Annotated in this window: 16 protein-coding genes; 5 read left to right on the top strand and 11 right to left on the bottom strand. The window is 34.7% G+C overall.

Annotation, left to right across the window (positions count from 1 at the left end; genetic code table 11):
* Window positions 1-88: 88 nt before the first annotated feature.
* The 6 genes from def to glmM form a co-directional block, all read right to left on the bottom strand.
* The gene (gene def / locus A2530_RS05685) at window positions 89-616 is read right to left on the bottom strand and encodes a peptide deformylase (RefSeq protein WP_294885130.1); all 528 of its coding nucleotides are present in this window, start codon (window positions 614-616) and stop codon (window positions 89-91) included.
* A 15-nt stretch (window positions 617-631) separates the two neighbouring features.
* Window positions 632-1,669 carry a GGDEF domain-containing protein gene (locus A2530_RS05680; RefSeq protein WP_294885131.1) on the bottom strand — a complete coding sequence of 346 codons (1,038 nt, stop codon included), beginning with the start codon at window positions 1,667-1,669 and terminating at the stop codon, window positions 632-634.
* 18 nt (window positions 1,670-1,687) lie between these two features.
* Entirely contained in the window at window positions 1,688-2,278 is a 591-nt protein-coding gene (gene clpP / locus A2530_RS05675) for an ATP-dependent Clp endopeptidase proteolytic subunit ClpP (protein ID WP_294885132.1), read from the bottom strand.
* Window positions 2,279-2,283: 5 nt separating this feature from the next.
* Window positions 2,284-3,585 (bottom strand): trigger factor, encoded by a 1,302-nt coding sequence (tig, locus tag A2530_RS05670; protein ID WP_294885133.1) that lies wholly within the window; start codon window positions 3,583-3,585, stop codon window positions 2,284-2,286.
* 75 nt (window positions 3,586-3,660) lie between these two features.
* Window positions 3,661-4,122, bottom strand: a complete 462-nt coding sequence (lspA, locus tag A2530_RS05665; protein WP_294885134.1) for a signal peptidase II — start codon at window positions 4,120-4,122, stop codon at window positions 3,661-3,663.
* On the bottom strand, window positions 4,115-5,455 hold the full coding sequence (gene glmM, locus A2530_RS05660) for a phosphoglucosamine mutase (RefSeq protein WP_294885135.1): 1,341 nt from the start codon (window positions 5,453-5,455) through the stop codon (window positions 4,115-4,117). Before glmM ends, lspA begins: the two co-directional genes overlap by 8 nt.
* A 168-nt stretch (window positions 5,456-5,623) precedes the next feature.
* On the opposite strand from glmM, the gene rpsT reads away from it, so the two are divergent.
* Entirely contained in the window at window positions 5,624-5,884 is a 261-nt protein-coding gene (gene rpsT, locus A2530_RS05655; protein WP_294885136.1) for a 30S ribosomal protein S20, read from the top strand.
* Window positions 5,885-5,898: 14 nt separating this feature from the next.
* The gene (gene prfA, locus A2530_RS05650) at window positions 5,899-6,966 is read left to right on the top strand and encodes a peptide chain release factor 1 (protein WP_294885137.1); all 1,068 of its coding nucleotides are present in this window, start codon (window positions 5,899-5,901) and stop codon (window positions 6,964-6,966) included.
* Between the two features lie 44 nt (window positions 6,967-7,010).
* On the opposite strand, the gene dapF is transcribed toward prfA, so the two are convergent.
* The 3 genes from dapF to A2530_RS05635 are packed head-to-tail and all read right to left on the bottom strand — an operon-like array spanning window position 7,011 to window position 8,892.
* A complete protein-coding gene (gene dapF / locus A2530_RS05645; RefSeq protein ID WP_294885138.1) occupies window positions 7,011-7,748 on the bottom strand; it encodes a diaminopimelate epimerase in 738 nt (245 codons plus the stop codon).
* The gene (gene coaE / locus A2530_RS05640) at window positions 7,745-8,347 is read right to left on the bottom strand and encodes a dephospho-CoA kinase (RefSeq protein WP_294885139.1); all 603 of its coding nucleotides are present in this window, start codon (window positions 8,345-8,347) and stop codon (window positions 7,745-7,747) included. Before coaE ends, dapF begins: the two co-directional genes overlap by 4 nt.
* The gene (locus A2530_RS05635; RefSeq protein ID WP_294885140.1) at window positions 8,347-8,892 is read right to left on the bottom strand and encodes a spermidine synthase; all 546 of its coding nucleotides are present in this window, start codon (window positions 8,890-8,892) and stop codon (window positions 8,347-8,349) included. The genes coaE and A2530_RS05635 overlap by 1 nt, the downstream gene beginning before the upstream one ends.
* Before the next feature lie 181 nt (window positions 8,893-9,073).
* On the opposite strand from A2530_RS05635, the gene A2530_RS05630 reads away from it, so the two are divergent.
* From A2530_RS05630 to purM, 3 genes are all read left to right on the top strand, one after another.
* The gene (locus tag A2530_RS05630; protein ID WP_294885141.1) at window positions 9,074-10,414 is read left to right on the top strand and encodes an FAD-dependent oxidoreductase; all 1,341 of its coding nucleotides are present in this window, start codon (window positions 9,074-9,076) and stop codon (window positions 10,412-10,414) included.
* Window positions 10,415-10,564: 150 nt separating this feature from the next.
* A complete protein-coding gene (locus A2530_RS05625) occupies window positions 10,565-10,744 on the top strand; it encodes a DUF2892 domain-containing protein (protein WP_294885142.1) in 180 nt (59 codons plus the stop codon).
* A 64-nt stretch (window positions 10,745-10,808) separates the two neighbouring features.
* Window positions 10,809-11,804, top strand: coding sequence for a phosphoribosylformylglycinamidine cyclo-ligase (gene purM, locus A2530_RS05620; RefSeq protein WP_294885143.1), 996 nt, complete (start codon window positions 10,809-10,811; stop codon window positions 11,802-11,804).
* 65 nt (window positions 11,805-11,869) lie between these two features.
* Here purM and A2530_RS05615 read toward each other — a convergent pair whose 3' ends face one another.
* Together A2530_RS05615 and A2530_RS05610 are read right to left on the bottom strand one after the other, a co-directional pair.
* Complete coding sequence (locus tag A2530_RS05615; protein WP_294885144.1) at window positions 11,870-12,451, bottom strand: DUF302 domain-containing protein; 582 nt, start codon at window positions 12,449-12,451, stop codon at window positions 11,870-11,872.
* 179 nt (window positions 12,452-12,630) lie between these two features.
* Complete coding sequence (locus tag A2530_RS05610; RefSeq protein ID WP_294885145.1) at window positions 12,631-13,818, bottom strand: OmpP1/FadL family transporter; 1,188 nt, start codon at window positions 13,816-13,818, stop codon at window positions 12,631-12,633.
* Window positions 13,819-14,126 lie beyond the last annotated feature (308 nt).

The raw sequence follows: 14,126 nt of genomic DNA, 5'->3' as shown, positions 1-14,126 counted from the left end.
TAGTTAATAAAAGGGTGCAGTATTAATAATATGACAATATGTCATATTATGTTATATTTATTTGGTAAATTCTATTTGTATGAAGCAGTTATGAATGGTTGGCTTTTTTCTCTTTTTGCATTTTTTTATACTCTTTTTCAAACTTTTTTCTGCGAGAATATGAAAGCTTGTCTATAAATAGTATTCCATTTAGATGGTCTATCTCATGCTGAATAGCAATGCTTAAGAGTCCCTCAGCCTCTATTGTTTTCGTATTGCCTTCTCTATCTTGATAGTTAACAACTACTCTCTCATATCTATCTATATCTTCGTAAAAACTAGGAACACTAAGACAACCCTCTTGGTATATAGTCTCCCCATTTTTTTCAATTATAATCGGATTTATCATCTCAATCAGATTATCAATAGATTGCTCATCATCTTCGTTTGGAATATTTAAAAGCAGTGCTTGTTTAGCATGTCCGACTTGAATTGCGGCAAGACCTATGCCGTTTGAGCCCATCATTGCAGTGTACATTGCATTTAACAACTCATGCAACTCTTTATCAAATTTTTCAACTATTTTAGATTTCTCTTTAAGTCTTTTATCCGGATATTCTACTATATTTAACTTCATATTTTTTTTATACTATTAATGGCTTCTAACTAATACTGCGTAGTCAAGATTTGGATCTTCGTATGCTTTTTCAATTGCATCCATAGAACTGACGATAATCTCTTCTACAGAGTGATTTTCTGTGATATCTGTAATACCTATAGAAATTTTCAGTTGTATTTCACGATCTGCTAAGAAAAAATTACTATTTGAAACTAAATCACAAAGTCGCTCACTTGCTCTTTTTGCGCTATCTATATCAGTGTGTTTTAAAAGCATTGTAAATACACCGTTACCATAATGAGCTACCGTATCACTTCTTCTTGATGTTTTAAGCAGAAGTCTTGCAATTGTTTTTGTCATAAGCATTATAGCTTTATCATTATTTACACTTTTCTTGAGATTTCTAGAGAGTTCAATCATAATTAGTGAGCTTTTATGTTTAAATTTATATATAAGCTCTATCTCCTGCTCAATTTTAGTCATTAGATAACGCTTATTATAAACACCGTACTGATTATCAAAAATTGTCTCATTTTCAACATTTTTTATTATTTTTGCAGTATCGTCATACATCTCTTTCATGCTGCTACTCTGTTTTTTTAGTATGGAGTTCAACTTTGATATGTCGGACTCTAACGAAGCTGCGACATTTCTTGTATCTTGAGTACTGCTTGAACTCATCTCTAGTTCTTGTTTTCTCTTATCAAGAATTTTTGTCATAAGAGCCATATTTTTATAGAGATTTGCAGTTACTCCGAGAATATTTTTTACAGATGAAAATCCTTGCTTTAAACTCTGTTCAAGCAAGATGCTGTTTTCATCCTCATTACTCTCTTCTAATTCAAGAATAGACATAATATGTTTGCGGGTATTCTCACTCTTGTCCTCTAAAAGTCTGTCAAAATAGAGAGAGAAATTATTTGGTGTAGGCGGCAAGCCGTTTTTCATAAGTACGGATAGAACCTCTTTTGAGTACGCCTCCAAGTCACCTTCAGGCTCCGGAGCTACGTCACTTAAAGCATTTTCATCTTTAACATTTCGACGTATTCTACTTTTTAAAGTTCCTGACATGTCAACTCCTTGTATTACTTATTCTTTATTTTTTTTTATTAATACTTCGTCAATCATACCGTATTCTTGAGCTTCAGCTGCACTCATAAAGTTGTCTCTATCAGTATCTTTTTCTATTTTCTTGATATTTTGCCCGGTATTTTTTGCCAATATTTGATTTAGCTCTTCTTTCATTCTAAGAATCTCTTTTGCTTGAATAGCTATATCCGTTGCTTGACCTTGCGCTCCGCCTAGAGGCTGATGTATCATAATTCTAGCATGTGGAAGTGCATATCGTTTACCTTTTTTTCCGCTTGAGAGTAAAAATGCGCCCATTGATGCAGCTTGACCGATACATATCGTAGTTATGTCCGGACGAATATAGTTCATAGTATCATATATAGCCATCCCTGCAGTAACTACTCCACCCGGAGAATTTATATAGAAATATATATCTTTTTCCGGATCTTCTGCTTCTAAAAAGAGCATTTGTGCCACTACCGAAGAAGCAACAGCATCATTTACTTCACCGCTTAACATGATAATTCTGTCTTTTAAAAGACGGGAGTATATATCATAAGAGCGTTCACCGCGAGCTGTTTTTTCGACTACATAAGGAATATAACTCATTTTTATTAAGCTTCTTTCATCTTTGAATTAAGTATTTGTGTAAGAACTTTATCCTCAACCATAGACATCTGAATAGCAGGTAAATAGCCTGCTTGTTTATATTTATCATAAGCAAGTCTTGGGTCTTGTCCCATTTGCATTGCCTCATAATAAATCGTCTGCATTACTTCATTTTCATCAACTTTTACACTCTCTGCCGTTGCTAGTGCATCTATAATAAATGTTGCTTTTACACTTTTTTCGGCATCACTGCGGAAAGTCTCACGAAGCGCTTCTAGTTTATCTGCATTTTCACGAAGTTCTTTTATCTCGTCTTCGCTCATAGTGCTAGCTTTTTTATTTAACGAAACATCTATCTCTTGATCAACTACAAATTCCGGTAAATCAAAGTTTATTTTTGCCACAAAAGTCTCTAGTAGTGCAGGTTTTAGCTCGTCATTGTAAAGTTTTGCCAATGCTTCATGTTCAAGTTGAGTTTTCACTTGAGCTTTTAAGTTCTCTAAAGTTTTATCATCTTGTCCTGCAAGAAGTTTCTCTGCAAGTGCATCGTCAACTTCAACTTTTGCTTTTTCTTGAATATTGTGAAGAGTTACTTTAAACTCTGCATCTTTGCCTGCTAATTTGTTAGAACCGTAATTTTGCGGGAAAGTAACTTTTATAACTTTTTCTTCCTCTATTTTCATTCCAATTACTTGATCTTCAAAACCGGGGATAAATTGACCGGAACCTAAAACAAGAGCAAATTCTTTCGCTGCACCGCCTTCAAAAAGCTCTCCGTCAATCGAACCTTCAAAATCTATTATTGCACTGTCACCCTCTTTTGCCGCTCTTTTTCTTTTTAAATCAACATATTTGCCCTGAGCATCCGCCAATTTTTCTAATCTTTCATTAACTTCATCGTCACTTATTGCAGGCTTATCAAAAGCATCAACCATATCGCTGTAATTATCAAGATTTATATCAGGTCTCATTGCAACTTTAACAGTAACTTCTATCTTGTCGCCACTCTTATCGAATTTAGAAATATTTGGCTCACCTATTAGAGAACTCATAGCTACTTTTAACTCATCAAGCCCTTTGTTTAATACTTCACGAAGTGCTTCAGCTTCAGCATCTTGAAGCAGACGCTCTCCATAGTGTTTTTTAACTACGGCTACAGGAACTTTACCTTTACGAAAACCTTGAACGGAAGCAGTTTTAGTTAGCCCTTTAGCTATTTTTTCTAAATTAGCATCAACTACTGTTTTTGGGATTTCGGCTTCAATTTGAGCATTTGCGCTATTGATTTTATTTACTTTGATTTTCATCAATTTCCTTTATCTAAGTTTGTTATATAACTATTATTTTTGGCAATATTACCCTAAATCTGCTTTTATCTATCTTTAGATACTATTTTTACAGAATTTTGGTTTAAAATGGAGTATTAAAATCCAAACAACCGCAACGTCTATCATGACATCGGCAAAATTAAAAATTGCAAAATCAAATCCGCAGTGCCAATAAACCATATCCACGACACCGCCGTGAATAAATCTATCATAAATATTTGAGAAAGCGCCTCCTAGCATCAAACCTGACGGAAAGGCATAGCACATCTCGCTTAAATAGATAATATAAACTAATATTCCAAGAACCAATACCGACTGAATATATTTTAATGCTTCATCCAAAAATGCAAACATTGAAAATGCTACGCCTTTGTTATAAACCAAAATAAAATCTACACAATCACCGTAATATCTAAATCCATCTACAAAAAGCGATTTTATATTTTGGTCTATTATAAATACACCTGCCATTGCGAAAAAAAGCACCGATAATAAGCGGATGGTTTTGTTATGCATTTAAAGCTTTTTGAAAAAAATCTACCATATCACTCATGTGCAAATTCATCTTTTTTGCATCTCTGCACTCCAATAGTACTCTCAGCTTATTTTCTGTTCCGGAATAACGAATCAAATGATGGATACCGTTTTGGCTCAACTCTTTTAATTTGTCGTCAAGTCCATCTATCTCGTTAAGAGGTTTTTTTATCTTTACATTTATGTTTATGAGTTTTTGAGGATAAAGGCTAAAAGGGCGAAGAGCTTTTGAAGCTTTTTGTTTAGTATTTATCAGAAGTGCCAATATCTGAAGTGCAGAGACTAAACCGTCTCCGGTTTTTGCGAAATCGTTTATTATTACATGTCCGCTTTGCTCACCGCCGAAATTTATACTCTCTTTTTTCATTATCTCTAAAACATTTTTATCACCCACATCGGAACGAAACAGCTTCAGACCCTTTTCTGCCATAAAATCGTCTAACCCTTTATTGCTCATAACGGTTGAAACTATTCCTCCGCCTTTTAAAGTACATGTATCCTTCATGTAAGAGCCAAGTGCGCCTAGTAGCTGATCTCCATCAATAACTTCACCGTTCTCATCAACGACAACAAGCCTATCTGCATCGCCATCAAGTGCAATACCCAAATCTGCTCTATATTTTATTACGCTCTCACAAAGATCTTTGGTGTGTAATGCTCCGCAACCATCATTAATATTAAATCCATCAGGCTTGTTATGCAAAACTATAACCTCTGCGCCGAGCTCTTCCAAAACAGTAGGACCTACTATATATCCAGCACCGTTTGCCGTATCAAGGACTATACGCATATCCTTAAGAGACAAATCTCTGGGAAATGAATTTTTAAGCTGAACTATATAACGACCGATTACATCATCGATTCTTTTTGCTTTGCCTATATTTTTACCGCGAACCTGAGCATCTTGAATCATCTCATTATTAAAATAGATTTTCTCAATCTCCTCCTCAACACTCTGAGGAAGTTTATCTCCTGCACTATCAAAAAATTTAATCCCGTTATCTTCATAGGAATTGTGAGAAGCACTTATCATTATTCCTGCATCACAGCGCATATTTTCGGTAATAAAGGCAATCGCCGGAGTCGGCATCGGACCGATTTGAATAACATCATAGCCGATAGCGGTAAGTCCGCTAACAATAGCATTTTCTATCATGTAACCGCTTCTGCGTGTATCTTTTCCGATTAATATTTTATTTGTTTTAGAGTGAGCTTTAAAATATATTCCGGCAGCCATCGCCACTCTCATAGCAAGTCCTGCCGTTAAAAAAGTACCTGCTTCGCCTCTAACACCGTCGGTTCCAAATAGTTTCATGCTTCTCCTTTTTTAAAAATCTAAAACTTTTTCATGAAATAAAGTGCTGTATTTTAACATATTTAATCAATAAAGTTGAAATTATTATGATTTACCTTGTCTTTAACTTAATTTTAATTATTTTTAAGCTAATATTCTGCACTAAATTTTTATGAGAAGGACTCATGCATGGCAAATCACAAGTCATCAGTTAAGAGAATTCGCCAAACTATCGTTCGTTCAGAGCGTAATCGTTTTTACAGAACTCGTCTTAAAAACATCGTAAAAGATGTTCGTTCTGCAATCACAGCAGGTAACAAAGAAGAAGCAGCCTCAGCAATGGGCGTAGCAAACAAACAAATTCAAAAATTTGTAAGCAAAGGTATCTTAAAAAAAGAGACTGCTGCTAGAAAAATTAGCCGTCTGCACAGAGCTGTAAACGCTATATAAGGTTAACAATATAAATGTTAGCCGATAAACTTACCCCGTTTATCAACCGTTATAACGAACTTAGCGAAATGCTAAGTTCGCCTGACATAACCTCAGACATCAAAAGAATGACAGCTCTCTCTAAAGAACAAGCCTCCCTTGAAGATATTGTAGAAAAAGCAAAAGAGTACAAATCAGTACTTGCAGAAATTGCCAATACAAAAGAGATGCTTTACGACCCGGAAATGGCGGATATGGCAAAAGAGGAACTTAAAGAGCTTGAGCCAAAACTACCGATATTAAAAAATGAGATAAAACTTCTGCTTTTGCCAAAAGATCCAAATGATGATAGAAATATCATTGTTGAACTTCGCGCAGGGGCAGGCGGTGATGAAGCTGCTATTTTTGTCGGTAATCTTTTTGAAGCTTATACCCGTTATGCTGATTTAAAAGGATGGAAAGTTGAACTTTTAAGTACATCTCCATCAGATGCAGGCGGATACAAAGAGGTTATTGCACTCATAAAAGGTGATCAGGTTTATAGCAGGTTGAAGTATGAAGGCGGAACACACCGTGTTCAGCGTGTTCCCGCAACAGAGTCGCAAGGTCGTGTACACACCTCAGCGATTACTGTTGCCGTTATGCCTGAAGTTGATGATGTTGAGATAAATATTAATGAAAATGATTTAAAAATTGACGTTATGCGTTCATCTGGTTGCGGCGGTCAAAGTGTAAACACTACCGACTCCGCAGTTAGGATTACTCACTTGCCTACCGGCTTGGTAGTAACCAATCAAGATCAAAAATCTCAACATAAAAATAAAGAAAAAGCTATGAAAGTTCTCAAAGCAAGACTTTATGATTTAGAGATGCAAGAAGCACTTGCTAAAGATAGTGCAAACCGCTCGGCACAAGTTGGAACAGGGGATAGAAGCGGACGAATTAGAACATATAACTATCCGCAAAATCGTATGTCTGACCATAGAATAACTCTTACGTTGTATAGGCTTGCTGAAATAATGCAAGGCGGCCTTATGGATGAGATAATAGAACCGCTTATAGCAGATCATCAAGCAAAAATAGTAGAAGCAGCTGGTCTTTAACCTTGCTTCTACAAATCTATACAAGTTTTTCTCGTATAGAAAAATTAATAAGTAGCCTCAAAAACTTTTTTAACCATACCCTTAAATGTAATAGTTCTCTCATTCATACCTAAATAAAGTGTTTCTCCGCTCGTTGGATAGACTTCCACATTGCTTCCTACTAAGCCTTGCTGATATGCCATGTAAAAACAAGCTGCCATACCTGTCCCACAAGCTAGCGTTTCATTCTCGACTCCACGTTCATATGTTCTAACACGCAAGTTTTTGCCATCTATAAAAAGTATATTTACGTTAGCATTATATTTATATCTAAGCTCTCTAGCCTCTACTATATCAAACTCTTCTATATTATTACATACATGTACAAGATGCGGCACTCCCGTATCTAGTTTCCACCAAGATTTGCCGTTTTCAATAATTGTTTTATCTAAGATTTTTGGGGGCGTTAATTCGCTTAAAACCATATCATCTTCTACATGTGCTTCAATAACTCCGGCACCTGTTAAAAATCTCATCGACTCTGATGCCAACTCATTTGCATAAGCATAATGAGCGGCCGCTCTGCTACCGTTTCCACACATCTCGGCTTCACTGCCGTCTGAGTTATAAAACTGCCACTCAAAATTATATTCGTTATGGGGCAATAGAGCGATAAGACCATCTGCTCCTATACCGTTTTGTCTGTTACAAAGCTTTTTTGCAAGCAGACTTCTATCTTTTTTGACAAATGTGTGAAAAATTACAAAGTCATTCCCGCTTGCACTATATTTTGATACCGTCATTTTTTCTCCAAATATTTAACTTTGATTTTTTCTACAAATTCTTCACATTCACGCTGAAGATGTTTCAAATCTTTAGAGTTATCAATTACCCATGTAGCTCTCTTTTTCTTTTCCTCAATATCCATCTGAGAAGCTATTCTCTTTAACGATTCCTCTTTTGAGTAACCGTTTCTTTTCATAAATCTCTCTAACTGAATCTCTTTAGGAGTATAAACTACTACGCTCTCTTTTATATCATAAGCGTCATTTTCAAAAAAAAGCGGAATATCTATAAGATATGGAAAATTAAAACTATCCTGTTTTATGCTTCTTTTTTCTATTTCTTGTCTTATCTTTGGATGTAAAAATTCTTCCAACTTTTTTCTTGCTTTAGTATTTGAGAAAACTATATTGCCGAGTTTTTCTCTATCAACTTTTGAGCCATCTACAAACTCATCGCCAAAATTCTCTTTTACCCATTCAGTAGAAGCATCAAGAATATCATGGGATATGCTATCGGCATCTATCACTCTCATGCCGTTAAGCGCAAGGAGAGAAGCTACGGTACTTTTCCCTGTAGCAATTCCTCCGCTTAGCGCTATAGCATACCTAAAAGCCATTAGTTTTTTATGATTCCCAAATACTCTTTGCGTATATAGTTGCCCATAGCGAAAGAAGCAGGATGAATATCGCTATTATAGTAATTTAACCCGTCAATCATATCTGCACGTTGTAGATTAATATCTGCCGTTGGATGATACTCTTTAGAGCAAAAAAGTGCGCTAGAGGCGTTGCCTATGTTATAAGGCATAATAATTTTAAAATATTTCGCCAAAGTCATCATCAAATTTTTAGTTGCTTGAATATCCTCTAAAGAGACATTAGAACTAACAAACTGTCCATCATCTTTTAATACACGATTTACATGTGAAAAGAATGCGGCATCTGCACTCATTTCAGATATAACAACATCATAATTTCTATCTTGTAAAGAGCTAATTTCATTTAAAGAACATCTGATTATTTTTAGGTTTGTATTAGCATGTCTTGCTACTTCTGCACTCAATAACTCCGCTTCATCGCTGATTATTAGAACATCTTTTGCTTCTTTTGATGTACATATAGGTACATGTACTATCATCTCAGCATAGATAAAATTTTTCATTTGATTTCCAATTATGTTTTAATGCGATTTTAGCATATTTGCATTAAAAAGTTTTGAAAAGCTAAAACATAGCATTAATTTAAGCAGCAATTGATAAAAATGTGTAGCTTTTACTAAAATAAGCTTTAGGTAAGTCGAAAAATGATAATCTAATTACGAAACATTATATAAGGAGTTTTATATGGCTATCTCAAGAAGAGATGCTCTTGCACTATCTGGTCTTGCTGTTGCATCTTCCGCTCTAAGCGCAAGCGCTGACTCTATGAACAAAAAACAAAATCAAAATTCAGAGTCGGCTATTAATTATAAAGCACCGTTACCGGATACAACAAATCCTAGAGTTGTTGTCGTAGGGGGAGGATGGTCCGGACTCTCAATTGCAAAATATACAAAAATATTTGCACCGAATGCTGACGTCGTTTTAGTTGAACAAAGACACGAGTTTACCTCATGCCCTCTTAGTAACTTATGGCTAGTAGATAAAATTGAGCTTGAATATTTAACACATGACTATCTTCAAGCCGCTAGAAAAAACAACTACACCTATTTTCATGCAACTGCCGTTGATTTAGATAAAGAGAATCAAATTTTAAAAACAAGCGATGGCAATATTAAATATGATTATTTAGTTTTTGCTCCGGGGATTGACTATGATTACTCCCGCTGGACAAAAGATATAGCTTTTGAAAATAGACTTAGACAAGAGTATCCGGCAGGGTTTATTCCTGGATCTGAGCACATTACTCTAAGAAATAAAGTTTTAAACTTTAAAGGCGGTAATTTTATACTAACAGTGCCTTCCGGAAACTATAGATGTCTTCCTGCACCTTATGAGAGAGCTTGTGTAATTGCGGATTATTTCAAACAAAAAAAACTAGATGCTAAAGTAATCCTGCTTGATGAAAATAATAGCATTACTATCAAAGAAAAAGGATTTAAATCGGCTTTTGATGAGCTGTACGCAGATTATATCGAATATGTCCCCGGTACAGCGATAAGCAAAATTGATTTGGATAATAAAGTTGTTCATACTGAATTTGAGCAGTTTAAGTTTGAAGATGCCGCTTTTTACCCTCATATAAGAGGCGCTAAAATTTTAGAAAGAGTCGGACTTGCTAAAGATGCTAAAAATAAACTTGAAGCAAATATAAATCCTCTAACATATGAAGCTATTGATGCAAAAAATGTTTTTATCACCGGCGATTCTCGCCCAATGGGCTTCTCAAAATCCGGCAATACTTCAAATTCTGAGGGGCACTTTGTAGCATCTATTATTGCGCGAAAGATAAACAAAACAACTAAAATCAAATGGGAGCCTCCGACCACTACATGTTTTTCTGCCGTATCTATTGCACCTGAACGAGCTATCTATATCTATACACAGTACTCATACGACAAAATAAGCGATACCTTTGATTTCGCCGATACTGTAAGTAGTGAAGATTGGAAAAAAGACGGAAAAGTAAATGCAAATTCTATTTATAGCTGGGCAACAGCTCTCTACACCGATATGTTTAATTAGTTATATATTTTATCCTTATAGCGATAGGGGTTAGACCCCCTATCTTAAAATAAATAAATTTTTAATTTTAATATAATACATAATTATAAAAGCTATAAATAAACCCTATTTTGATACAATTTTGCTAAATTATTAAAAAGTGAAATTATAATGAATTACGATAAAATAAGAAGTACATGTAGAGTTGTTCGTATTGTTGTAGGTTTAGGGTTAATAGCAACGGGTGTTGTAGTAGGCAATGCTTGGTTTTATTTAGGGGTAATTCCTCTAGCTGCAGGCATAGTAAACTTTTGTCCACTCTGCAAAATCACTAAAAAGTGTACAATTTAAGATTAATAGCAATCTTAACTCCCATTAGATATAATTTCATTATTATTTAATATTGGAGCCAAAAATGAGCCAAATAAGCTACAAAGATGCCGGTGTAGATATAGACGCCGGAAATAGTTTCGTTGAAAACATCAAGCCCTTAGTAAAATCAACAAAAATTCCTGGTGTTATCGGCGGAATCGGCTCTTTTGCCGGTGCATTTGAGTTGCCAAAAGGCTTTAAAGAACCTGTAATGCTTGCAGCAACTGACGGTGTAGGAACAAAATTAAAACTTGCAATTGATTCTGGCATACATAATACGGTAGGAATAGACCTTGTTGCAATGTGTGTTAACGACCTAATCTGTAATTTTGGAACACCTTCTTTCTTTTTAGACTATTATGCTACTGGAAAACTTGATGTTAAGACTGCAACAAATGTTGTTGCAGGTATAGCTGAGGGATGTATTAGAAGCGAGTGCGCTCTTATAGGCGGAGAAACTGCTGAGATGCCCGGAATGTATTCACATGATGATTATGATTTAGCAGGTTTTGCAGTAGGCGTAGCAGAAAAGTCAGAAATGGACAGAGTTGCTTTAGTCAAAGCAGGACATAAATTGATAGCTCTTCCTAGCTCAGGACTTCACTCAAACGGGTTTTCACTTGCAAGAAAAGTTCTTTTTGAAAAAATGAACTTAAACTTTAATGATGATTTTAACGGCAAGCCTCTTATAGAAACTTTGCTAGAACCTACAAAAATATATGTAAAAATATTTAAAGAACTAAAAAATCAGATTGTTGCACTGGCTCATATAACTGGAGGTGGAATAGTTGAAAACCTACCTCGTGTTTTACCTGAGAATTTAAGAGCTGAAATTAAAAAAGATGCCATAAAAGTTCTACCTATATTTGAACTAATATCACAACATGTAGATATAGATGAAATGTATAGAGCGTTTAATATGGGTGTCGGTATGATTTTAGTTGTAAAAGAAGAAGATGTAGCTACAGTTCTTAGTAAAACTGACGGCTATTTAATAGGCGAAATTAAAGAGGGAAAAAGAGAAGCTGTAATGATATAACTTCTTTTAATTAAAAATTTTCACGCACTTTTGCGTGAAAAATTAAATAGCAAATAATTATGAAACTATTCGCCTGCCGCAGCTTTTGCTGGAATCTCTTCCATAGCTTTTTTAACAGCTAACATATCTTCAAAAAGATCTTTATTAATTGGTTTTTTATCTGTTCCGCCGTAAAGAGCAAGTGTCATATCCATAGAAATTAGGTATCTTCTACCGTCGCCATACTCAACAAAGATAACTCTACACGGCATAAAACCACCGTAATAACGAGAGTGATTTAACATTTTCTTAGCAATACTTAAAGAACAAAATTCACCGATTCTTGCATGTACAACTTCATCAGGTTTTCCATCTTTGATTCTGAACATATTTTTTTCGCCAACAAATCTCATATTGTAGTTTTCTGCTAGCTCTTTCATGTTCTCAAAAAGATCTTCTTCTGATACATTGTCAGCAACTTTCCACTCTTTCATCATAGCTTGCGCTGGGTCACCTGTCTCCCCAATTATAGCCATCATATCTGCATAAGCTTTTTGTGTTTCTGACTCAAAGCCCATAAATGTTGTACCCATCTTTATCATCGTACAACCACTAAATGTTAGTGCAACTAAAATAGTTGAAGTTCCCATCAATATCTTTTTTAGCATCATTTTCCTTTTGATTTAAATAATTTTGTGATAATAGTATCACAACAAATCTAAAAACATTATATCATACAAATCTGTATATTATCTGAATTTTTTTACCTTATTAACAATGACAGCATACTATGATTTATATTAGAAGGTACCGCCCTAAAGGGCGGTATGTAGAATAAAATTACTATTTAAAAAGCGTAGTTTAACTGAAAACTATAACTTGTTTCTGAATGTTTAGTTGTAATATTTCCACCACCGAAATATCCAGCAGTCTCTTCATTTTCTAAGCCTATAACTGCGGCTAAATCAACTGATACCATTTTACTCAAGTTATATGTACCGCCAAAAGTCACATGTGACTCTTGTGTGCCTGGAAAACCTAATAGATTAAATGTATTGCCTAAATTTGCTGGACCTGCCGCAATTGCGGTAGCATTAGCATTGTCTTGAACAGCACTTTTTGCATATTGATAACCAGCACGCAATGCCCATGCATCAGTAGCATACTCATAACCAACAGCAATTACATTTTGATCTTGCCAACTAAAATCTTTATATGTTTCTGCATCTTCCCACATAATATTTCTATAATCAACTGCTATTGTATGTTGATTCATTTTATAACTAACACCAAGACCATATTGAGCTGGACTTGATAATTTATTATTTGTATAAGTTCCACCTGTCATAGCACCTATTGCAGTGCTTAGTACTCTATTAAAATCCATCTCTATTTCAGATATATATACCGCACCAAACGTTAAACCATTTGTCTCGTAAGATAAACCAAGATTATAACCAAAGCTCAAATCATCAGCAACACCCGTACCTACAGTCATACCGCCTGTAACATAATTAATATCCAATGAAGCATATTGTAAAATCGGCGTAAAACCTACAGAAAAGTTATTAGAAGTATATACTAACGGAACACCAAATTGCATAAGCTGTAAAGCTGTTTCCATGTTCATAAGTGCTGCATTTGTGCTATCTTTGTAATCAACACCCATACCGCCTGTACCCCACATACCTACACCGGCATAAAAGTTATCAGTTACTTTATTTGCAACCGATACAGAAGGAATTACAAATATATCAGCATCACTGCTTGACTCTGGACCAGCACCGGCATTTGTTGAAACGTCAGGCATAAATATAGTGCCTCCAAAAGATATCTCATGATCTGATTTTATTGTAGTAATTAAAGCAGGATTTGAGAGTGCAGATTCAGCACCATGTCCAACACCAATTCCAGTTCCACCCATACCACGAGTTTTTGCACCCATACCAATCATCACAGATCCATTTGTTGCAAATGCAGAAGTTGCCCCCAAAGCTAAGGCAGCTACTACCGCTAATTTAATTGTTCTTTTCATTTTCTCTCCTACGAGTATTTTAGAATAGAAGCATTATAGGCGAGTTGTTTTTAACTAAGTCTTAAAAAAAAACTATACAAATACAAACAAAGTATAATAAAAAAATTTATAAAGATATTAATATAATTTATATGTATAAATAAAATCATTTAACTATATAAAATATTAGATTTATGCTTTATTATAAGAAAATAGTATATTTCAATAGCAATGTATTTATATAAAACTATATATATACTTTGTGATAAAAAAATCAAAAAGTGTAATTATGTAACAAAATAATTGCTCAGTATCTATTCTTGCCGTTA

Origin of the sequence: Sulfurimonas sp. RIFOXYD2_FULL_34_21, assembly GCF_001830805.1 — a bacterium.
In the GTDB taxonomy this organism is placed as follows: Bacteria; Campylobacterota; Campylobacteria; order Campylobacterales; family Sulfurimonadaceae; genus Sulfurimonas.
The sequence above is the reverse complement of the archived record's forward strand: the minus strand, read 5'-3'. Positions and strand labels throughout refer to the sequence as shown.